At 59.6% G+C, this 20,878-nt stretch carries 14 protein-coding genes; 10 read left to right on the top strand and 4 right to left on the bottom strand.

Translation table 11 applies throughout. The annotated features are described in order from the left end of the window. Positions 1–867, top strand: a complete 867-nt coding sequence (locus IT763_RS19665) for a helix-turn-helix domain-containing protein (protein WP_033639396.1) — start codon at positions 1–3, stop codon at positions 865–867. Here IT763_RS19665 and IT763_RS19660 read toward each other — a convergent pair. Continuing rightward, positions 791–1,843: an XdhC family protein gene (locus IT763_RS19660; RefSeq protein ID WP_048325366.1), complete on the bottom strand. Its 1,053-nt coding sequence runs from the start codon at positions 1,841–1,843 to the stop codon at positions 791–793. The genes IT763_RS19665 and IT763_RS19660 overlap by 77 nt on opposite strands. A gap of 8 nt (positions 1,844–1,851) precedes the next feature. Beyond that, positions 1,852–2,436 (bottom strand): NTP transferase domain-containing protein, encoded by a 585-nt coding sequence (locus IT763_RS19655; protein WP_016930078.1) that lies wholly within the window; start codon positions 2,434–2,436, stop codon positions 1,852–1,854. 208 nt (positions 2,437–2,644) lie between these two features. On the opposite strand from IT763_RS19655, the gene IT763_RS19650 reads away from it, so the two are divergent. From IT763_RS19650 to IT763_RS19640, 3 genes are read left to right on the top strand one after another with little or no spacing between them, the layout of a single operon-like run. Continuing rightward, positions 2,645–5,434, top strand: coding sequence for a xanthine dehydrogenase family protein molybdopterin-binding subunit (locus tag IT763_RS19650; protein WP_206194946.1), 2,790 nt, complete (start codon positions 2,645–2,647; stop codon positions 5,432–5,434). Further along, positions 5,431–5,985, top strand: coding sequence for a (2Fe-2S)-binding protein (locus tag IT763_RS19645; RefSeq protein ID WP_015379038.1), 555 nt, complete (start codon positions 5,431–5,433; stop codon positions 5,983–5,985). Before IT763_RS19650 ends, IT763_RS19645 begins: the two co-directional genes overlap by 4 nt. After that, entirely contained in the window at positions 5,982–7,217 is a 1,236-nt protein-coding gene (locus tag IT763_RS19640) for a cytochrome c (RefSeq protein ID WP_206194945.1), read from the top strand. The genes IT763_RS19645 and IT763_RS19640 overlap by 4 nt, the downstream gene beginning before the upstream one ends. 63 nt (positions 7,218–7,280) lie before the next feature. Here IT763_RS19640 and IT763_RS19635 read toward each other — a convergent pair whose 3' ends face one another. After that, positions 7,281–8,657 carry an amino acid permease gene (locus tag IT763_RS19635; protein WP_004937488.1) on the bottom strand — a complete coding sequence of 459 codons (1,377 nt, stop codon included), beginning with the start codon at positions 8,655–8,657 and terminating at the stop codon, positions 7,281–7,283. 631 nt (positions 8,658–9,288) lie between these two features. Here IT763_RS19635 and pdhR point away from each other — a divergent pair. The 6 genes from pdhR (at position 9,289) to yacL (ending at position 20,050) form a co-directional block, all read left to right on the top strand. Beyond that, a complete protein-coding gene (gene pdhR / locus IT763_RS19630) occupies positions 9,289–10,053 on the top strand; it encodes a pyruvate dehydrogenase complex transcriptional repressor PdhR (protein WP_004937490.1) in 765 nt (254 codons plus the stop codon). A 165-nt stretch (positions 10,054–10,218) separates the two neighbouring features. Continuing rightward, complete coding sequence (gene aceE, locus IT763_RS19625; protein ID WP_151254407.1) at positions 10,219–12,882, top strand: pyruvate dehydrogenase (acetyl-transferring), homodimeric type; 2,664 nt, start codon at positions 10,219–10,221, stop codon at positions 12,880–12,882. 13 nt (positions 12,883–12,895) lie between these two features. Next, positions 12,896–14,779 (top strand): pyruvate dehydrogenase complex dihydrolipoyllysine-residue acetyltransferase, encoded by a 1,884-nt coding sequence (gene aceF / locus IT763_RS19620; RefSeq protein ID WP_206194944.1) that lies wholly within the window; start codon positions 12,896–12,898, stop codon positions 14,777–14,779. 233 nt (positions 14,780–15,012) lie between these two features. Then, entirely contained in the window at positions 15,013–16,437 is a 1,425-nt protein-coding gene (lpdA, locus tag IT763_RS19615) for a dihydrolipoyl dehydrogenase (protein ID WP_004937500.1), read from the top strand. Between the two features lie 513 nt (positions 16,438–16,950). Continuing rightward, positions 16,951–19,548 (top strand): bifunctional aconitate hydratase 2/2-methylisocitrate dehydratase, encoded by a 2,598-nt coding sequence (gene acnB / locus IT763_RS19610; RefSeq protein ID WP_004937504.1) that lies wholly within the window; start codon positions 16,951–16,953, stop codon positions 19,546–19,548. 139 nt (positions 19,549–19,687) lie between these two features. After that, positions 19,688–20,050, top strand: a complete 363-nt coding sequence (gene yacL / locus IT763_RS19605; protein ID WP_016930072.1) for a protein YacL — start codon at positions 19,688–19,690, stop codon at positions 20,048–20,050. A 32-nt stretch (positions 20,051–20,082) separates the two neighbouring features. Here yacL and speD read toward each other — a convergent pair whose 3' ends face one another. Next, the gene (gene speD / locus IT763_RS19600; RefSeq protein WP_004937510.1) at positions 20,083–20,877 is read right to left on the bottom strand and encodes an adenosylmethionine decarboxylase; all 795 of its coding nucleotides are present in this window, start codon (positions 20,875–20,877) and stop codon (positions 20,083–20,085) included. Between the last annotated feature and the right edge of the window lies 1 nt (position 20,878).

Below are 20,878 nucleotides of genomic sequence, written 5' to 3'. Positions count from 1 at the left end.
ATGGGCACGCAGGAAAGTCACATCAGGGAGTTACTGGTCTGGATTGAAGATAACCTGACCAATCCGCTGTCGTTGGATATCGTTTCCGCCAAGTCAGGCTATACGAAATGGTACCTGCAGCGCATGTTCAAGAAGCAGACCGGATTATCGTTAGCTTCCTACATTCGCGCTCGCCGCCTCTACATCGCCGCCTTCGCCTTGCGTTTCACGCAGAAGAGCATCCTCGATATTTCGGTTGAATATCAATTCGATAATCAGCAGACATTCTCGCGCTGTTTCAAGAAACATTTCGCCGAATCGCCTAGCGTTTATCGTCATGCCCGCAAACAGGACTTCAGCAATCTGGTGCGTTCGCTGGCGGCCAGCCAGCCCGGCGATATTCAGGTCGAACGCGTCAGCATCGCCAGAGGGCAATACGCCTTTCAGGGCAAACAGTACGCTTATCACCTGGATATCGAAAAGTTGGACAAGTCGCATTTGCCGCAGCGCAGCGCGCTGCGGGCGCAGTTCTACGCCTTGTTGGGCGAGCGTCCGGCGCAGACCTATTCGTTTACCCAACTGGTGCCGGACGGCGAGCGGGTCAGGGTCGACTATACCCTGGGCGTGACGGCGGACTATCCGCTGCGTGAAGGCGTGGCGCTGGAGCCGCTGCCGGAGGTCCACGGCGAGTTTTGCCGTTTTCGCTATTCCGGCAAGCCGGTGGCGCTCAATGACCACATCATTCAAATCTACACGCAGGTGCTGCCCGAAATGGGGCTGGCCCGCGGCGACGGGCCGGACATGACGGTGTTCAGCTATTCGCTGAGCGGGAAAGAGGAGCTGCACCTGGAGCTGCAACATCTGGTGCCGGTGGTGCCGCTGCACTGATCCCGTCGGCGGCCGGCCGCCGGTTTTTTTGCTGCACGATCGCCGCCATCACCGCCAGGGCGATCTCCGCCGGGGTTTTGCTGCCGAGCGGCAGGCCGATCGGCGCATGAATGCGTTCCAACTCCTGCGGCGTGAATTCGGCGATCTGCTGCAACCGCTGGCGCCGCCGCGCGCTGTTTCTGAGCGAGCCCATGGCGCCGATGTAAAACGCCGGGGTGTGGATCGCTTCCATCAGCGTCAGATCGTCCATACGCGGATCGTGGGTCAGCGCCACGACGGCGGTATTGGCGTGGCAACCGCCGTCCTCAATGAACTTGGCCGGAAACTGGCGCAGCAGCGTCACGCCCGGTTTTAACTCGGCGGCGAAGTTATCCAGCGCCTCCGGGCGGTTCTCGCACACCAGCACCTCAAACCCCAGCGCTACGGCGAAATCGGCGCAGTACAGCGCCACGCTGGACAGCCCGGCGATCAGCAGGCGCGGCGCGGCCGCGATATGCAGGGTAATCTGTTCGAGCCGGCGTTCAACCTGAGTGGCGCTGGTGAAATGGCTCTGCTCAAGGCTATGGCAGGCGTTGGGCAACGTCAGGCGTTTGAGCAACGCATGATGCCCTTCCAGCGCGCCGGCGATGCGCTGCAGGTAAGCGACGCTGGCTTCTCCCGCCGGCAGATACTCGATCAGCACGTCCAGCACGCCGCCGCACGGCAGCGCCACATTGGGCGTCATGCCGCCTTCGCCGTAGCGGATCACCTGGCTGGCCGCCTGATACTCCCCGGCGGCCACGCGCCGCAGAAAGTCTTCCTCCACGCACCCGCCCGACAATGAGCCGCTGTAGCGGCCGTCGCGGGTCGCGGCCATCAACGCGCCCGGCGACCGCGGCGAAGAGCCATAGGTGCTGAGCACGGTGCATAACCAGACCGGCTGTTGTTGCAGCCAGCTTATCGCCTGGCTGACCACGGTGACATCAAGATGTTGCATAGGTGAATTTACTCGCTGGCCGGGAGTTGCGATGGAAGATCAATATCCCGCACGACGCCGGGGTGTTCAAGCGGCAGCAGGTGCACCGCTGCGCCTTGCAGCAGTTCACGCGCGCCATTATCGCCGCGCAGTTGGCAAAGTGGTTTGCGCAATCGGGCGGAAAAGCCGACCGGGTGGCCGGGCTGTTGCGCATAGCTGGGGCGCACGATCGGGTGCTGCCGCAAGGCATCCGCCACCTGTCGGAAAACGTCGGCGCCGACGAACGGCATATCGGCCAGGTGGATCAGCCAGCCTTGCCAGTGCGGCGTGGCCGCAACGCCCGCGGCGATTGAGTCGCCGAGGCCCGCGCTGGCGAGCAGGGTGACCGGCACCTGGTTGGCGGCGCAGGCTGCCAGCACCGGCAGATTATCCGGCCGGGCCACCACATGTACCGGCAGGCCGGAGGCCAATGCCCGGCGCAGGGTGTGTTCAAACAGCGATCTCTGCTCGCCCGCCGCATCGGCAAATCCGGCGTTCAATTTGTTGCCCTGGCCGCCGGCCTGAATAAAGCGCTCTCCGCGTCCGGCGGCGGTAATGACAATGCCCGTGGTCATGGTTGAAGTCCGCGTTTGCGCAAATTATTTATTAGCCTACAAACTACCTGTGTTTTGTAAATGTTTTTTTGTTGAAAACAACCTGTTAATCATCACATAATTTTAGTTATAAGCATATGCTTATGACGTCTACGGCAAGGTCGTCAGCGTTTGCGCAACAACACCGCGAACAAAAACCAATTACAAGAAAGACGTGAAGGACTTATTTATGAGCAATTTCAACCCGTCGCGGCGCCGCTTTATCAAAAGCGCCGTGATTGCGGGGGTCTCCGTGTACCTCGCCCCCCTGTACAGCCGTGCCTACGCCGCGCTGTTCGAGCAAAAAATCCTCCAGTCGCCCAACTGGGATCCGCAGGCCAAGCGCGTCCGTTTCCGTATCGATGGCCGCGCCAAGGTCATGGGGCAGAAGGTGTTCGCGCGCGATATCCGCGCGGTGGACATGCCGCACTGGCCGCAGAAACAGGCGCACGCCTTCATTCTGCGCGTGACTAAAGCCGACCGGCTGTTCGAAGGCGTCGATCTGTCGCTGCTGGGGGACGATCTGCAGCCCGATCGCCTGGTGACGGCGGAAGATCTGGCGCGCGACGGCCTGGCCTTTCCGGCGTTCTACGGTGACGACATGCTGCTGCCGAGCGGCAAAACCCCGGCCTACCTCGGCCAGGCGGTGGCGATCCTGATCTATCACGACTTCGCCCGTTTCCGCTTCGCCAAGGACAAGCTGAAATTCCGTGAGGAAACCATCAAATACGGCGCGGTCACCGGCCCGCTGGAGCGCGATCCCTGGGGCAGCTTCCGCTATGTGCGGGTGGGGGGAGAACAGCCGTTCGACGACGACCGCTTCTCCAGCCTGAAGGACACGCCGATCTTCCCGGTGTCGATGAAAAAACACCTGCCGGTGTGGCCGGAAGGGCGTGAGGGCGGCAAGCTGGATCAGGAAGGCATGCGCTATGCGGGGATGATCGCCGACGAGATGGCGAACACGCCGGCCGACTGGCTGGTAATGTCGCGCCGCTACACCACGCAGTCGATCGACACCTCGGCGCTGGAGCCGGACAACGCCAACGGCTGGTTCGACGCGCAGACGCAAACCCTGCATCTGGTGGTGCCGACCCAGTCGCCGCAGGAAGTGGCCGACGAGATGCCGCGCATGCTGGCCAAGCGCAACCCGCCGGTGAAACAGCTGATCCTGCACCCGTGCTACACCGTGGGCTACGGCTCGAAAGATCACTACAACTTCCCGTATTACGGCGCGGTGGCGGCGATGTATGGCGACGGCCACCCGGTGCGCCTGGCCAATGATCGCTTCGAACAGTTCCAGACGGCGTTGAAGCGCCACGCGTTCGACATGAACTACCGCATCACGGTGAATAAGCAGACCGGCGTCATGCAGTCGTTCCTCGGTGACATGACCGCGGACGGCGGCGGCCGCAGCAACTTTACCCCTTCGGTGGTGATGGTCGGCGCAACCGCCGCCCAGTCGATTTACTACTTCCCGAAAAGCGATCTGTCGTCGGTCGGGTTGGCTTCACGCGCCATCGACGCCGGTTCGGCGCGCGGTTACGGCACGCTGCAGAGCATGGCCGCCACCGAGATGATGGTGGATGAGCTGGCCGCCGAGCTGAAGATCGACCCGATCGAGTTTCGCCTGCGCAACGTGCTGAAATCCGGCATGAAAAACACCCAGGGGGCGATCCCGGCCGGTGCGATCCGCGCCGATGAAGTGCTGGAGAAGGCGGCGAAGCACGAGATGTGGCTCAAGCGCGCCGAACGCAAGGCCGAGTTTGAGAGCCGCCATCCCGGCAAGCGCTATGGCGTCGGCTTCGGCTGCGTGCAGAAAGACTTCGGCACCGGGGCGGAAACTTCGTTCGCCCGGGTGGAGCTGAGCGAAGATGGCCGCATCACCCTGCATCACAGCGGCGCGGAGATGGGCACCGGCATGTCGACCTCGCAGTCGGTATTGTGCGCGCAGTGGCTGGGCAAACCGGCCGACGAAGCGCACTTCTCGGTCACCGACTGGTCGGTATTGCCGATGGTCACCAGCGGCGATCCTTACCTGATGTCGCAGGAAGAGCAGGACAAGCTGCAAACCAACCCCAACTGGACGCCGAGCTACTGTTCGCCGTCCAGCGCCAGCAACTCGGCCTATTACTTCTCGCACAGCACCCGCGAAGCGGCGCGCCTGATCTTCGATCACGGCCTGTGGCCGGCGGCGATGGCGCTGTGGCAGGCCGGTATCGGCGGCGGCCAGGCGGCGCCGCTGGTGGTGCGGCGCGAAGATGCGCGTTGGGTCGAAGGCGGCCTGACGGCGGCGGGCATGTCGGTGCTGAGCCTCGAGCTGCTGGCCAAGACTGCTTATCAGATGGGCGGCGTCACCGGTGCCGCGGTGCACGTGTTCAACCGCTGGCAGTGGGCGGAGGCCGATTTCACGTTGAACGGCAAAAGCGAACGCCTGCCGATCGACGGCATGGCGCTGCGCAATGCCGGCGGCGAATTCAAACCGCTGGCGCGCGGGCAGGTCTACTACCCGCCGACCCAGCGCAACAATGCGGCGGTGACCTACTACAGCGCCGTCGGCACGTTGGCGGAAGTGGCGGTGGATATCGCCACCGGCCAGGTGGAGTTGTTGAATCACCACTCGATCATGGAGTGCGGCAACCTGATCGTGCCGGAACTGGTTTCCGGCCAGCTGCAGGGCGGGCTGGCGATGGGCATCGGCCATGCGCTGCACGAATATTTACCGCTGTACGAAGACGGCCCGGGCAACGGCACCTGGAACTTCAACCGTTACCACCTGCCGCGCGCCAGTGATGTGGCGGTGTGGAAACAGAGCGGCGACATCCTACCGGCGCTGTCGGAAACCGATCCGCCGAAAGGCATGGCGGAGGTGGTGATGATCCCGATCGTGGCCGCGCTGGTCAACGCCATCGCCGACGCCACCGGCCACCGTTTCCGTGATTTGCCCGTTCGTGCAGAAAATATTCGTGAGGTATTACAATGAGCATTAAAACCCAGCCGATTTCCCTGACCATCAACGAAAAGCAGTACGGCCCGATCGAGGTGCCGGAAGGCCTGATGATGATCGATTTCCTGCACGAGTATCTCGATTTGACCGGTTCGCGCCTCGGCTGCGGGCAGGGCATTTGCCACGCCTGCGTGGCAATCGTCGATCACCCGAGCGGCACCAGCGAAGAGGTGCGCACCTGCATCACCGGCGCGCATTTCTTCAACGGCAAGAAAGTGCGCACTGTCGAAGGCCACGCCAGGGTGGACGAACAGGGCGAGGTGGTCGAGCTGTCGCCGATCCAGCAGGCGTTTCTGGAACACTACAGCTTCCAGTGCGGCTACTGCACGCCGGGCTTCGTCAACGCCGCCACCATTTTCGTGGAAAAGCTCAAGCGTGAGCCGATCGCCCGCGATCAGCTGGAGAATGCCATCGAGCAGGCGCTGGATAGCCACATTTGCCGCTGCACCGGCTACGTGCGCTACTACGAAGCGGTGCGCGACGTGGTGCTGAAAACGCCGGGCCTGCTGAAGGAGACGGCGCAATGAAAAAACGTCTCGCAGTGTTGATTGTGCTGGTGGCGATCGTGGTGATTGCGCTGCTGTGGTGGCGGGAAAACCGCCGTTACGACGGCCCGGTGCAGCAGGTAACCGCCAGCGCCGAACAGATCGCCCGCGGCCGTTATCTGGCGCAGGCCGCCGACTGCGCCGCCTGCCATACCGCCAGCGGTGGGGCGCCGTTGGCCGGCGGCTATCCGCTGGACACGCCGTTCGGCACGATTTACGGCAGTAACTTGACGCCGTCGGCCGACCACGGCATCGGGCGCTGGAGCAAGGACGACTTCTTCCTGGCGTTGACGCAGGGCGTGGCGCCGGGCGGGCGGCACCTGTACCCGGCGATGCCTTACACTTCGTATAAGGGCATGTCGCGTCAGGACGCCGACGACATCTACGCTTACCTGATGACGCGCCCGGCGGTGGACGTGGCCATTCCGGCCAACGACATGCCATTTCCGTTTAACCAGCGCATGGCGCTGATCGGCTGGAATCTGTTGTTCCGCAGTCAGGATCCGTTGCCGGCCAGCTCGCAGGGCAGCTCGCCGCAATGGCAGCGCGGTCGCTATCTGGCCGACGTGCTGGGCCACTGGGGCGAATGCCACACGCCGCGCGGCGCGCTGGGGCAGATGGATCTCGGCAAACCGATGCAGGGCGGCGATCTCGGCCGCTTCATGGCGCCGGACATTACGCCGCACGGTCTGGCGCAGCGCGGCTGGACGCCGCAGGACGTCAGCCGCTTCCTCAGCACCGGCCTCGCACCGCAGGGTTCCGCCTTCAGCGAGATGCACATGGTGGTGGATCTCAGCACCCGTCATTTGACGCCGGAAGATCATCAGGCGCTGGCGCTGTATCTGATGGGTGAGCAGCCGCCGGCGGCGGTGCCGGTGAAAATGGGCCAGGGCAGCGATGCCGGGCGCATGACCTATCTGGATCAGTGCGCCGGTTGCCATGCGCGCGAAGGCGAGGGCAAACCGCACGTCGCACCGGCGATGCGCGATAACGCCACGCTGCGCCAGGCGGACGGCAAGAACCTGATCGTGTCGGTGCTGGATGGCCTGCCGGCCCAGCAGTTCCCGAACGGTGAAAGCATGCAGAGCATGCCGGGCTTCGGCGAGCGTCTGAGCGATGCTGAAGTGGCGGAACTGGTGAATTACCTGCGGGTGACCTGGGGCGGTTTGCCGGCGGACGTCACCGCCGAGCAGGTGAAAGCGCTGCGCAAGTAAGCGGCGTTCAGGCGAAAAAAATGGCCCGCATCTGCGGGCCATTTTATTGCGCGGTCACGGGGTTCAACGGCTGGTGACGCCGTCGACGCGCTGGCTGCGCTGTTTGATGGCGTAACCGACGGCCAGGATCGCTACCCACACCGGGATCAGCAGCACCGAGATTTGAATGCCCGGCGTCAGGTACATGATCACCAGGATGCCGGCCATGAACAGCAGGCACAGGTAGTTGCTGAACGGATACCAGAACGCTTTGAACTTCGGCACCACGCCTTCGCGGTTTTTGGCGGCGCGGAACTTCAGGTGCGCCAGGCTGATCATCGCCCAGTTGATCACCAGCGCCGATACCACCAACGCCATCAATAGTTCGAAGGCGCGGCCCGGGATCAGGTAGTTAATCAGCACGCACAGCGCGGTGGCGAGGGCGGAAATGCCGATGGCCACCACCGGCACGCCGCGGCCGTCGACCTTCAGCAGGCTTTTCGGGCCGTTGCCCTGCTGCGCCAGGCCGTACAGCATGCGGCTGTTGCAGTAGACGCAGCTGTTGTAGACCGACAGCGCGGCGGTGAGCACCACGATGTTCAGCACGGTCGCCACCAGGTTGCTGTTCAGCGCGTGGAAGATCAGCACGAACGGGCTGCCGCCTTCGACCACTTTGCCCCACGGGTACAGCGACAGCAGAATGGCCAGCGAACCGATATAGAAGATCAGGATGCGGTAGATCACCTGATTGGTCGCTTTCGGAATGCTTTTTTGCGGGTTGTCGGCTTCGGCTGCAGTGATGCCGACCAGCTCGAGGCCGCCGAAGGAGAACATGATCACCGCCATCGCCATCACCAGGCCCATGACGCCGTTCGGGAAGAACCCGCCCTGCGCCCACAGGTTGGTGACGGTGGCTTCCGGGCCACCCATGCCGCTGAACAGCAGGTAGGCGCCGAACACGATCATGCCGATAATCGCCACCACTTTGATGATGGCGAACCAGAACTCCATCTCGCCGTAAACTTTGACGTTGGCCAGGTTGATGGCGTTGATCGCCAGGAAGAACACCGCGGCGGAAACCCAGGTGGGGATCTCCGGCCACCAGTACTGCACGTAGATGCCGACCGCGGTCAACTCCGCCATCGCCACCAGGACATACAGCACCCAGTAGTTCCAGCCGGAGGCGAAGCCGGCGAAGTTGCCCCAGTATTTGTAGGCGAAGTGGCTGAAGGAGCCGGCGACCGGCTCTTCCACCACCATTTCCCCCAGCTGGCGCATGATCAGAAACGCGATGAAGCCGCCGATGGCGTAGCCGAGAAGCACTGACGGGCCGGCCATTTTTATTGTTTGAGCGATACCGAGAAATAACCCGGTGCCGATTGCGCCACCTAAGGCGATGAGCTGAATATGGCGGTTTTTCAGGCCGCGTTTCAGCTGGTCACCATGCTGTTGACCATCCATCAATCTAACCCTCTGTCGTTGTGAATGCCCACCTGCTTGTAAAGCAGTGGTTACGATGTGTGTTTTGTTTTATTTACGGCGTTATAGCTATTAATTCCACGGCGCCGCTACCGTTTGGCAGAGAATAATGTTATGTGCGTCGGTTTGCACCTGCTTTGTCGTGTGAGTGATTAAGATTGCAGCAGTTTAGGAAACAAAATGCGGGTTGTGTGACGGCGGGGGGGATTCAGTGCATGAAATAAGCAACAAATCACATAATGCGCAAAAATAACGTAGATCTGAACGGTGGGGTGCGTTCAAATAATGAACGAACCACCGTTGCGCCGCTCGCCAAATAGCCATTCATTAAAGCGTCATAACCATGCAATAAAACTCGGGCAAAAAGTTTGCACTCTGCCTTGCGTAAGGTTTGGTAAAAGTTAAATCCCCAACCCGCCGCGTAAATGGTAATACCATCACGGCGTTACCGGTTTGCAGCGGGGTTTTCAGCGGGGTGTTAAAATGTGCGGGTAACCTGATTTCGATCAAGGCCCGTATGGACAGGAGGTGAATACTTTGTTACTTTACCGTCACGTTTTTGAAATTGGTATTACCAATTGACTCCGCGCCATTCGCAGAGAAGAATTCACTCATGGCCTACAGCAAAATCCGCCAACCCAAGTTGTCAGATGTTATCGAGCAACAGCTCGAATACCTGATCCTCGAGGGGACACTGCGCCCAGGCGAAAAACTGCCTCCGGAGCGCGAGCTGGCGAAACAATTTGATGTCTCCCGTCCTTCTCTGAGAGAGGCCATTCAGCGCCTTGAAGCGAAAGGGCTGCTCCTGCGCCGTCAGGGCGGCGGCACCTTCGTGCAAACTAATCTGTGGCAGAGCTTCAGCGATCCGCTGGCCGAGCTGCTGGCCGACCATCCCGAATCACAGTTCGATCTGCTGGAAACCCGTCACGCGCTGGAAGGCATTGCCGCCTATTACGCGGCGCTGCGCGGCACCGATGAAGATCTGGCGCGCATCCGCGATTGCCACATCGTGATTCAACAGGCTCAAGACAGCGGCGATCTCGACGCCGAAGCCGATGCGGTCATGCAGTATCAAATCGCCGTGACCGAAGCCGCTCACAACGTTGTGTTACTTCACCTGCTACGCTGCATGGGGCCGATGCTGGAACAGAACGTGCGTCAGAACTTTGAATTGCTCTACTCGCGCCGTGAGATGTTGGCAAAAGTGAGCAGCCACCGCGCCGGAATTTTTGAGGCGATTGTGGCACGCGAGCCGGAAAAGGCCCGTGAAGCCTCGCATCGCCACTTGGCGTTTATCGAGGAAATCTTGCTGGATCTCAGCCGGGAGCATACTCGGCGCGAGAGATCGCTACGGCGTCTCCAGCAACGCAAGGATTAAGAGCTGTCCTCTTCAGGGTACACCAGCCTGCGGGGGTTAAGTTCGAGGTACTTAGTTAAGTACTTAAGCGGCAACTAAACTGATGGGCCTGTCTTCGTGTGTTTTTGCACAGAACACAGGAAGACAGGCTCCAAACAAACCATTAGACAGATAAGGAATACCACCATGTCAGAACGTTTAAACAATGACGTGGATCCGATCGAAACCCGCGACTGGCTGCAGGCGATCGAATCGGTCATCCGTGAAGAGGGTGTTGAGCGAGCTCAGTTTCTGATTGATCAGGTATTGGGAGAAGCCCGCAAAGGCGGCGTTAACGTTGCGGCCGGTGCTGCAGCGCACAACTACGTCAACACCATCGCGGTAGAAGACGAACCGGCCTACCCAGGCAACCTGGATCTGGAACGCCGCATTCGCTCTGCGATCCGTTGGAACGCGATCATGACCGTTCTGCGCGCATCCAAAAAAGACCTGGAGCTGGGCGGCCACATGGCTTCCTTCCAGTCTTCCGCGACCTTCTATGAAGTCTGCTTTAACCACTTCTTCCGCGCACGCAACGAGAAAGACGGCGGCGACCTGGTGTACTTCCAGGGCCACATCTCTCCGGGCGTTTACGCGCGCGCCTTCCTTGAAGGCCGCCTGACCGAAGAACAGATGAACAACTTCCGTCAGGAAGTGCACGGCAACGGTCTGTCCTCTTACCCGCATCCTAAGCTGATGCCGGAATTCTGGCAGTTCCCGACCGTATCCATGGGCCTGGGCCCAATCAGCGCCATCTATCAGGCGAAGTTCCTGAAATACCTGGAACACCGCGGCCTGAAAGACACCTCTGAGCAGACCGTTTACGCCTTCCTGGGCGACGGTGAGATGGATGAGCCGGAATCCAAAGGCGCCATCACCATCGCGACTCGTGAGAAGCTGGACAACCTGGTGTTCGTCATCAACTGCAACCTGCAGCGCCTGGACGGCCCGGTCACCGGTAACGGCAAGATCATCAACGAACTGGAAGGCATCTTCTCCGGCGCAGGCTGGCAGGTGCTGAAAGTGATCTGGGGCGGCCGTTGGGACGAGCTGCTGCGCAAAGACACCAGCGGTAAACTGGTTCAGCTGATGAACGAGACCCTGGACGGCGACTACCAGACCTTCAAATCCAAAGACGGCGCTTACGTGCGCGAGCACTTCTTCGGCCGTTACCCGGAAACCGCGGCGCTGGTCAAAGACATGAGCGACGACGAAATCTGGGCGCTGAACCGTGGTGGTCACGATCCGAAGAAAATCTTCGCTGCACTGAAAAAAGCGCAGGACACCAAAGGCAAACCGACCGTTATCCTGGCCCACACCATCAAAGGTTACGGCATGGGTGAAACCGCGGAAGGTAAAAACATCGCTCACCAGGTGAAGAAAATGAACATGGAAGGGGTTCACCACTTCCGCGATCGTTTCAATGTGCCGGTTGCCGATGCTGACATCGAAAAACTGCCGTACATCACCTTCGAGAAAGATTCCGAAGAGTACAAATACCTGCACGAACGTCGCCAGGCGCTGAAAGGCTACGTGCCTACCCGTCTGCCGGAGTTCACCCAGAAGCTGGAAATGCCGGCGCTGGAAGATTTCAGCTCGCTGCTGGAAGAGCAGAACAAAGAGATCTCCACCACTATCGCCTTCGTGCGTGCCCTGAATGTGATGCTGAAGAACAAGTCGATCAAAGATCGCCTGGTGCCAATCATCGCCGACGAAGCGCGTACCTTCGGTATGGAAGGTCTGTTCCGTCAGATCGGTATCTACAGCCCGAACGGCCAGCAGTACACCCCGCAGGACCGTGAGCAGGTTGCTTACTACAAAGAAGACGAGAAAGGCCAAATCCTGCAGGAAGGCATCAACGAACTGGGTGCAGCCTCTTCCTGGCTGGCCGCAGCGACCTCCTACAGCACCAACGATCTGCCGATGATTCCGTTCTACATCTACTACTCGATGTTCGGTTTCCAACGCATCGGCGACCTGTGCTGGGCAGCGGGCGACCAACAGGCGCGCGGCTTCCTGATCGGCGGGACCTCGGGCCGTACTACCCTGAACGGCGAAGGTCTGCAGCACGAAGATGGCCACAGCCACATTCAGTCTCTGACCATCCCTAACTGCATCTCTTACGATCCGGCTTACGCGTACGAAGTGGCGGTGATCATGCACGACGGTCTGGTGCGCATGTATGGCGACAACCCGGAAAACGTGTACTACTACCTGACCACGCTGAACGAAAACTACCACATGCCTGCGATGCCGCAGGGTGCGGAAGAAGGTATCCGCAAGGGTATCTACAAGCTGGAAACGCTGGAAGGCAGCAAAGGCAAGGTGCAGCTGTTGGGCTCCGGCGCCATCCTGCGCCACGTGCGCGAAGCTGCGCAGATCCTGGCGAAGGACTACGGCGTGGGTTCCGACACCTACAGCGTGACCTCGTTCACCGAACTGGCACGCGACGGCCAGGATTGCGAGCGCTGGAACATGCTGCACCCAACCGAAACGCCACGCGTGCCTTACATCGCTCAGGTGATGAGCGACGCGCCTGCGGTAGCGTCTACCGACTACATGAAACTGTTCGCCGAACAGGTTCGTACTTATGTGCCGGCCAGCGATTATCGCGTACTGGGCACCGACGGCTTTGGTCGTTCGGACAGCCGCGAAAACCTGCGTCACCACTTCGAAGTCGATGCATCTTACGTGGTGGTTGCTGCTCTGGGTGAACTGGCTAAACGCGGTGAGATCGAAGCTTCTGTGGTTGCTGATGCAATCAAGAAATTCGACATCAACCCGGAAAAAGTTAACCCGCGTCTGGCCTAAGAGGTACTGAATAATGTCTATCGAAATCAACGTACCGGACATCGGTGCAGATGAAGTCGAAATCACCGAGATTCTGGTGAAGGTCGGCGATAAAGTTGAAGCGGAACAATCGCTGATCACCGTGGAAGGCGACAAGGCTTCCATGGAAGTGCCCTCCCCGCAGGCGGGCGTGGTGAAAGAGATCAAAGTGGCGGTCGGCGATAAAACCGAAACCGGCAAACTGATCATGATCTTCGAAGCGGCAGGCGCAGCGGAAGCTGCACCGGCGGCGAAATCGGAAGAAAAACCGGCGGCAGCAGCAGCTGCCCCGGCTGCCGCTGCGGCCAAAGACGTTGCCGTGCCGGACATCGGCGCCGACGAAGTCGAAGTGACCGAGATCCTGGTGAAAGTGGGCGATAAGGTGGAAGCCGAGCAGTCCCTGATCACTGTGGAAGGCGACAAGGCTTCCATGGAAGTCCCTGCGCCGTTCGCGGGCACCGTGAAAGAGATCAAGATCGCGACCGGCGACAAAGTGAAAACCGGTTCCCTGATCATGGTGTTCGAAGTGGCTGGCGCCGCTTCCGCTGCGGCCCCGGCTGCGGCTGAAGCACCGGCTGCCGCTGCAGCGCCTGCGGCCTCTGCGGCCAAAGACGTCGCCGTGCCGGACATCGGCGGTGATGAAGTCGAAGTGACCGAGGTGATGGTCAAGGTGGGCGACAAGGTTGCCGCCGAGCAGTCTCTGATCACCGTGGAAGGCGACAAGGCCTCCATGGAAGTGCCAGCGCCGTTCGCGGGCACCGTGAAAGAGATCAAGATCGCGACCGGCGACAAAGTGAAAACCGGCTCCCTGATCATGGTGTTCGAAGTGGAAGGCGCTGCGCCTGCCGCTGCCGCCGCTCCAGCCGCTAAAGCGGACGCTGCGCCGGCGCCGGCCGCCGCTAAAGCCGCCGCGCCGGCTGCGAAAGCTGAAGACAAAGGCGAGTTCGCCGAGAACGCGGCCTACGTGCACGCGACTCCGGTCATTCGTCGTCTGGCGCGCGAATTCGGCGTTAACCTGGCGAAAGTGAAAGGCACCGGTCGTAAAGGCCGCATCCTGCGCGAAGACGTTCAGGCTTACGTGAAAGACGCGGTGAAACGCGCTGAAGCGGCTCCGGCTGCTGCCGGCGGCGGTCTGCCGGGCATGCTGCCATGGCCGAAAGTGGACTTCAGCAAGTTCGGCGAGATCGAAGAAGTCGAGATGGGCCGCATCCAGAAGATCTCTGGCGCGAACCTGAGCCGCAACTGGGTGATGATCCCGCACGTGACTCACTTCGACAAAACCGACATCACCGATCTGGAAGCGTTCCGCAAGCAGCAGAACGAAGAAGCGGCCAAGCGCAAGCTGGACGTGAAGTTCACGCCTGTCGTGTTCATCATGAAAGCCGTCGCTGCCGCTCTGGAGCAGATGCCGCGCTTCAACAGCTCGCTGTCCGAAGATGGCCAGAAGCTGACGCTGAAGAAATACATCAACATCGGCGTGGCGGTAGATACCCCGAACGGCCTGGTGGTTCCGGTGTTCAAGGACGTGAACAAGAAGAGCATCACCGAGTTGTCTCGCGAGCTGATGACCATCTCCAAGAAAGCGCGCGACGGCAAGCTGACCGCGGGCGAGATGCAGGGCGGCTGCTTCACCATCTCCAGCCTGGGCGGCATCGGGACGACTCACTTCGCGCCGATCGTCAACGCGCCGGAAGTGGCTATCCTGGGCGTCTCCAAGTCTGCGATGGAGCCGGTCTGGAACGGTAAAGAGTTCATGCCGCGCCTGATGATGCCGATGTCGCTGTCCTTCGACCACCGCGTTATCGACGGTGCCGATGGTGCGCGCTTCATCACCATCATCAACAACATGTTGTCCGACATTCGCCGTCTGGTGATGTAATGCAAAAGGGGCGCAGCATGCTGCGCCCCTGACGATTCTGTAGCAGTTTTGTCGGATTTTGCATAACTCGACAAAATTGTTGAGACACGGGTCACTCGAACACGCTTTGCAGATTATTAACAATTCTGTAAACTGCTCGCGGTGTAAGCGTCCCGGTGGATGAAGGGCGTTATGAGATCGATTAGCAATAAAAATGACGTCTGACCCGCCGGACAATCAATTAAGAGGTCATGATGAGTACTGAAATTAAAACTCAGGTCGTGGTACTTGGGGCGGGCCCGGCAGGTTACTCTGCAGCCTTTCGTTGCGCTGACTTAGGTCTTGAAACCGTTCTGGTTGAACGTTATTCCACTCTGGGCGGGGTTTGCCTGAACGTGGGATGTATCCCTTCCAAAGCACTGCTGCACGTTGCCAAAGTGATCGAAGAAGCCAAAGCGCTGGCCGAACACGGCATCGTTTTCGGCGAGCCGAAAACCGACATCGACAAAGTGCGCGTCTGGAAAGAAAAAGTCATCACTCAGCTGACCGGCGGTCTGGCTGGCATGGCGAAAGGCCGTAAAGTGAAAGTGGTCAACGGCCTGGGCAAGTTCACCGGCGCTAACACCCTGGTTGTGGAAGGCGAAAACGGCCCAACCACCATCAACTTCGACAACGCCATCATCGCTGCAGGCTCTCGTCCGATCCAACTGCCATTCATTCCTCATGAAGATCCACGCGTGTGGGATTCCACCGATGCGCTGGAGCTGAAAACCGTCCCAGAGCGTCTGCTGGTTATGGGCGGCGGCATCATCGGCCTGGAAATGGGCACCGTATACCATGCGCTGGGTTCACAGATCGACGTCGTTGAAATGTTCGATCAGGTTATCCCGGCGGCAGATAAAGACGTGGTGAAAGTCTTCACCAAACGTATCAGCAAGCAGTTCAACCTGATGCTGGAAACCAAAGTGACCGCGGTAGAAGCCAAAGAAGACGGCATCTACGTCACGATGGAAGGTAAAAAAGCGCCGGCAGAACCACAGCGTTACGACGCGGTGCTGGTGGCGATCGGCCGCGTGCCGAACGGCAAACTGCTGGATGCCGGCAAAGCCGGTGTGGAAGTTGACGAGCGTGGCTTCATCAACGTCGACAAACAGCTGCGCACCAACGTGCCGCACATCTTCGCCATCGGCGACATCGTCGGGCAGCCGATGCTGGCGCACAAAGGCGTGCACGAAGGCCACGTTGCCGCAGAAGTTATCGCCGGCATGAAGCACTACTTCGATCCGAAAGTGATCCCATCCATCGCTTACACCGAGCCGGAAGTGGCGTGGGTGGGTCTGACCGAGAAAGAAGCGAAAGAGAAAGGCATCAGCTACGAAACCTCCACCTTCCCGTGGGCGGCTTCCGGCCGTGCGATCGCTTCCGACTGTGCAGACGGCATGACCAAACTGATCTTCGACAAAGAAACTCACCGCATCATCGGTGGCGCGATTGTCGGCACCAACGGCGGCGAACTGCTGGGTGAAATCGGTCTGGCCATCGAGATGGGCTGCGACGCGGAAGACATCGCGCTGACCATCCACGCTCACCCGACCCTGCACGAATCCGTGGGCCTGGCGGCGGAAATCTACGAAGGCAGCATCACCGACCTGCCTAACCCGAAAGCCAAGAAGAAGTAATTCTGCTGGCTTGACCGGTTAACAAGCGGCTCCTGAGAAGGGGCCGTTTTTTTTGCCCAGATGCACAAAACGGTTTTTTGTGGCCGCTGCGCCAAATTCCGATCCTCATGCTTATATCCGTTTTAATTATGTGGATATAATGCCCTGTTTGTCCGGCAGCCGATTACGCTGCGCTCAACGATTCAGCAAAGATTTAATGTTGCTTTTATGTGAACGAATTAACAACCGTTTCAAATCCTGATATGCTGGCTGAGCGGAACCGGGCACTGTACCTTACAGTCCAGGACATCGACAGCAGTGCCCCGTCAGGATAGATGGCATCAATATCGCCGTGCGCTCTACCCATCAGTCTTTCATGCTGTAACGCTGTTTGACCGCGCTTGTTTGCCCCAGTCACCGTTTCGGGGCCTTTACGGGCCGATCGCCTAGCCACAGAGTGAAACCCAAAGGGTATAAACCCGGTTTGCATATACGCCAGGCACAATAAATGACAATGAGAGCGAGGAGAACGTCGTGCTAGAAGAATACCGTAAGCACGTAGCCGAGCGTGCTGCTGAGGGCATCGCCCCTAAGCCGCTAGACGCCACCCAAATGGCCGCGCTGGTCGAACTACTGAAGAATCCGCCAAAAGGCGAAGAAGAATTCCTGTTAGACCTGCTGATTAACCGTGTTCCACCGGGCGTCGACGAAGCCGCCTACGTCAAAGCAGGTTTCCTGGCGGCCATCGCCAAAGGTGAAGCGACATCCCCCCTGGTTACCCCCGAGAAAGCCATTGAATTGTTAGGCACCATGCAGGGCGGCTATAACATTCATCCGCTGATCGAAGCGCTGGACAACGAGAAGCTGGCGCCGATCGCCGCCAAAGCGCTGTCCCACACGCTGCTGATGTTCGACAACTTCTACGACGTGGAAGAGAAGGCCAAGGCCGGCAACCCGCACGCCAAGCAGATCATGCAGTCCTGGGCTGACGCCGAATGGTATCTGTCGCGCCCTGAGCTGGCGGAAAAGATCACCGTCACCGTGTTCAAAGTGACCGGCGAAACCAACACCGACGACCTTTCTCCGGCGCCGGACGCCTGGTCGCGCCCGGACATCCCGCTGCACGCGCTGGCGATGCTGAAAAACGAACGTGAAGGCATCGTGCCGGATCAGCCTGGCAGCGTCGGCCCGATCAAACAGATCGAGCTGCTGAACAAGAAAGGCTTCCCGCTGGCCTACGTCGGCGATGTGGTCGGCACCGGTTCCTCCCGTAAATCCGCCACCAACTCGGTGCTGTGGTTCATGGGCGACGACATCCCGCACGTGCCGAACAAACGTGGCGGCGGCGTGGTGCTGGGCGGCAAGATTGCGCCTATCTTCTTCAATACCATGGAAGATGCCGGCGCCTTGCCGATCGAAGTGGACGTGTCCGAGCTGAATATGGGCGACGTGATCGACGTTTACCCGTACAAAGGTGAAGTGCGCAACCACGAAACCGGCGCGCTGATCGCCAACTTCGAGCTGAAAACCGACGTGCTGTTGGATGAAGTGCGCGCCGGCGGCCGTATCCCGCTGATCATCGGCCGCGGCCTGACCACCAAGGCGCGCGAAGCGCTGGGTCTGCCGCACAGCGACGTGTTCCGCATCGCCAAACCGGTAGCCGCCAGCAGCAAAGGCTTCTCGCTGGCGCAGAAAATGGTCGGCCGCGCCTGCGGCGTCGCCGGCATTCGCCCAGGCGAATACTGCGAACCGAAGATGACCTCCGTCGGCTCTCAGGACACCACCGGCCCGATGACCCGCGATGAGCTGAAAGACCTGGCCTGCCTCGGCTTCTCCGCCGATCTGGTCATGCAGTCGTTCTGCCACACCGCCGCGTACCCGAAACCGGTCGACGTGACCACGCACCACACGCTGCCTGACTTCATCATGAACCGCGGCGGCGTATCGCTGCGTCCGGGCGACGGCGTGATCCACTCCTGGCTGAACCGCATGCTGCTGCCTGACACCGTCGGCACCGGCGGCGATTCCCACACCCGCTTCCCGATCGGCATCTCCTTCCCGGCCGGTTCCGGTCTGGTGGCGTTTGCCGCCGCGACCGGCGTGATGCCGCTGGATATGCCTGAGTCGGTGCTGGTGCGCTTCAAAGGCAAAATGCAGCCGGGCATCACCCTGCGCGATCTGGTGCACGCCATCCCTTACTACGCGATCCAGCAGGGTCTGCTGACCGTCGAGAAGAAGGGCAAGAAAAACATCTTCTCCGGCCGCATTCTGGAGATCGAAGGCCTGCCGGACCTGAAGGTCGAGCAGGCGTTTGAGCTGACCGATGCGTCCGCCGAACGTTCCGCCGCCGGTTGTACCATCAAGCTGGACAAGGCGCCGATCGAAGAGTACCTGAACTCCAACATCGTGCTGCTGAAGTGGATGATCTCCGAAGGCTACGGCGATCGCCGTACGCTGGAGCGCCGTATTCAGGGCATGGAAAAATGGCTGGCGGATCCGCAACTGCTGGAAGGCGATGCGGATGCGGAATACGCGGCGGTGATCGACATCGATCTGAACGAGATCAAAGAGCCGATCCTGTGCGCGCCGAACGATCCTGACGACGCGCGCCTGCTGTCCGACGTGGCCAACAGCAAAATCGATGAGGTATTCATCGGTTCTTGCATGACCAACATCGGCCACTTCCGCGCGGCCGGCAAGCTGCTGGATCAGCACAAGGGCCAGCTGCCGACCCGTCTGTGGGTGGCGCCGCCAACCAAGATGGATGCGGCTCAGCTGACCGAAGAAGGCTACTACAGCGTCTTCGGCAAGAGCGGCGCGCGTATCGAGATCCCGGGCTGCTCGCTGTGCATGGGCAACCAGGCGCGCGTGGCGGACGGCGCGACGGTGGTTTCCACCTCAACCCGTAACTTCCCGAACCGTCTGGGCACCGGCGCCAACGTCTATCTGGCGTCTGCCGAACTGGCCGCGGTAGCGTCCCTGCTGGGCCGCCTGCCGACGCCGGACGAGTACCAGACCTATATGGCGCAGGTCGACAAGACGGCGGCGGATACCTACCGCTACCTGAACTTTGACCAGCTGGGCCAGTACACCGAAAAAGCCGACGGCGTGATCTTCCAAACCGCCGTGTAAGCCGCTATATTGCGCAACTGTTTAACGGGAGGCCTTGGCCTCCCGTTTTATTTTGCTCAGTTGCCAACTTTGCGAGCGCTCACTGAGTTAGTCAGCCATTTATGTTTACACTAAGAAAAAGGGCTCAGGAGGGCATGCTATGGATTACGAATTTCTGCGTGACGTCACCGGTCAGGTGATCGTCAGATTTTCGATGGGGCATGAAGCGATTGGCCACTGGATCAATGAAGAAGTTAAAGGCGATTTCAACCTGCTGGACCGGATTGAAGCCGGTGCGGCCGAGGTCAAAGGCAGCGAGCGTCAATGGCAGCTGGAAGGCCATGAATATACGCTGCTGATGGACGGTGAAGAAGTGATGATCCGCGCCAATCAGCTGGAGTTCGAGGGCGATGAAATGGAAGAGGGGATGAACTACTACGATGAAGAAAGCCTCTCATTCTGCGGCGTTGAGGACTTCCTGCGGGTGTTGAAGGCCTATCGTTCTTTCATGCTGAAGTACTAAGCATCAGGGCGCGGCGTGCCGCGCCCTTTCCATCATAGATGCGGAATATTGCGGCCGTAATAGATTTCCTGCATCTCTTTCCATAACAGATCGGTGATCTGCTTGCGCTCGGCGGCGCTCAACGCCTCCGGCTCCGCGTTAAACAGGTAGTGCTTCAGATCGAAATCCTTCAGCAACATCTTGGTATGGAAGATATTTTCCTGGTAAACGTTCACGTCCATCATGTGGTACAGCGCCTTGATGTCTTCCGACATAAAGTTCTGGATCGAATTGATCTCATGATCGATGTAATGTTTCACGCCGTTCACGTCGCGGGTAAAACCGCGCACGCGATAGTCCATGGTGACGATGTCGGATTCCAGCTGGTGAATTAAATAGTTCAGCGCCTTGAGGGGCGAAATGACGCCGCAGGTCGAGACCTCGATATCGGCGCGAAAGGTGCACAGCCCGCCTTCCGGATGGCTTTCCGGGTAGGTGTGTACGCAGATATGGCTTTTGTCCAGGTGCGCGACGACCGTATTCGGCAGCGGGCCTGGGTGTTCCGACGTATCGACGTCTTTCGGATCGATCGGCTCTTCGCTGACCAGGATGGTGACGCTGGCGCCCTGCGGCTCGTAGTCCTGACGCGCGATGTTCAGAATATTGGCGCCGATGATCGAGCAGGTTTCGCTCAGGATCTCGGTCAGCCGGTTGGCGTTATATTGTTCGTCTATGTAGGCGATATAGCCATCGCGATCGTCCGCGGTTTTGGCGTAACAAATATCGTAAATACAAAAACTCAGGCTCTTGGTCAGGTTGTTGAAGCCGTGCAGTTTTAGCTTATGCAAT

The sequence above is a fragment of the Serratia sp. CMO1 genome (assembly GCF_015689115.1).
GTDB lineage: Bacteria > Pseudomonadota > Gammaproteobacteria > Enterobacterales > Enterobacteriaceae > Serratia > Serratia marcescens.
Note: the sequence above shows the minus strand (reverse complement) of the source record. Positions and strands in the feature narration are given on the sequence as shown.

What these genes read in the sequence shown, in the direction of transcription:
- aceF (WP_206194944.1), top strand. Translation starts at nt 12,896, where the DNA reads ATGTCTATCGAAATCAACGTACCGGACATCGGTGCAGATGAAGTCGAA.
- IT763_RS19650 (WP_206194946.1), top strand. Translation starts at nt 2,645, where the DNA reads ATGAGCAATTTCAACCCGTCGCGGCGCCGCTTTATCAAAAGCGCCGTG.
- IT763_RS19665 (WP_033639396.1), top strand. Translation starts at nt 1, where the DNA reads ATGGGCACGCAGGAAAGTCACATCAGGGAGTTACTGGTCTGGATTGAA.
- lpdA (WP_004937500.1), top strand. Translation starts at nt 15,013, where the DNA reads ATGAGTACTGAAATTAAAACTCAGGTCGTGGTACTTGGGGCGGGCCCG.
- IT763_RS19655 (WP_016930078.1), bottom strand. Translation starts at nt 2,436, where the DNA reads ATGACCACGGGCATTGTCATTACCGCCGCCGGACGCGGAGAGCGCTTT.
- pdhR (WP_004937490.1), top strand. Translation starts at nt 9,289, where the DNA reads ATGGCCTACAGCAAAATCCGCCAACCCAAGTTGTCAGATGTTATCGAG.
- IT763_RS19660 (WP_048325366.1), bottom strand. Translation starts at nt 1,843, where the DNA reads ATGCAACATCTTGATGTCACCGTGGTCAGCCAGGCGATAAGCTGGCTG.
- IT763_RS19640 (WP_206194945.1), top strand. Translation starts at nt 5,982, where the DNA reads ATGAAAAAACGTCTCGCAGTGTTGATTGTGCTGGTGGCGATCGTGGTG.
- IT763_RS19645 (WP_015379038.1), top strand. Translation starts at nt 5,431, where the DNA reads ATGAGCATTAAAACCCAGCCGATTTCCCTGACCATCAACGAAAAGCAG.
- aceE (WP_151254407.1), top strand. Translation starts at nt 10,219, where the DNA reads ATGTCAGAACGTTTAAACAATGACGTGGATCCGATCGAAACCCGCGAC.
- yacL (WP_016930072.1), top strand. Translation starts at nt 19,688, where the DNA reads ATGGATTACGAATTTCTGCGTGACGTCACCGGTCAGGTGATCGTCAGA.
- IT763_RS19635 (WP_004937488.1), bottom strand. Translation starts at nt 8,657, where the DNA reads ATGGATGGTCAACAGCATGGTGACCAGCTGAAACGCGGCCTGAAAAAC.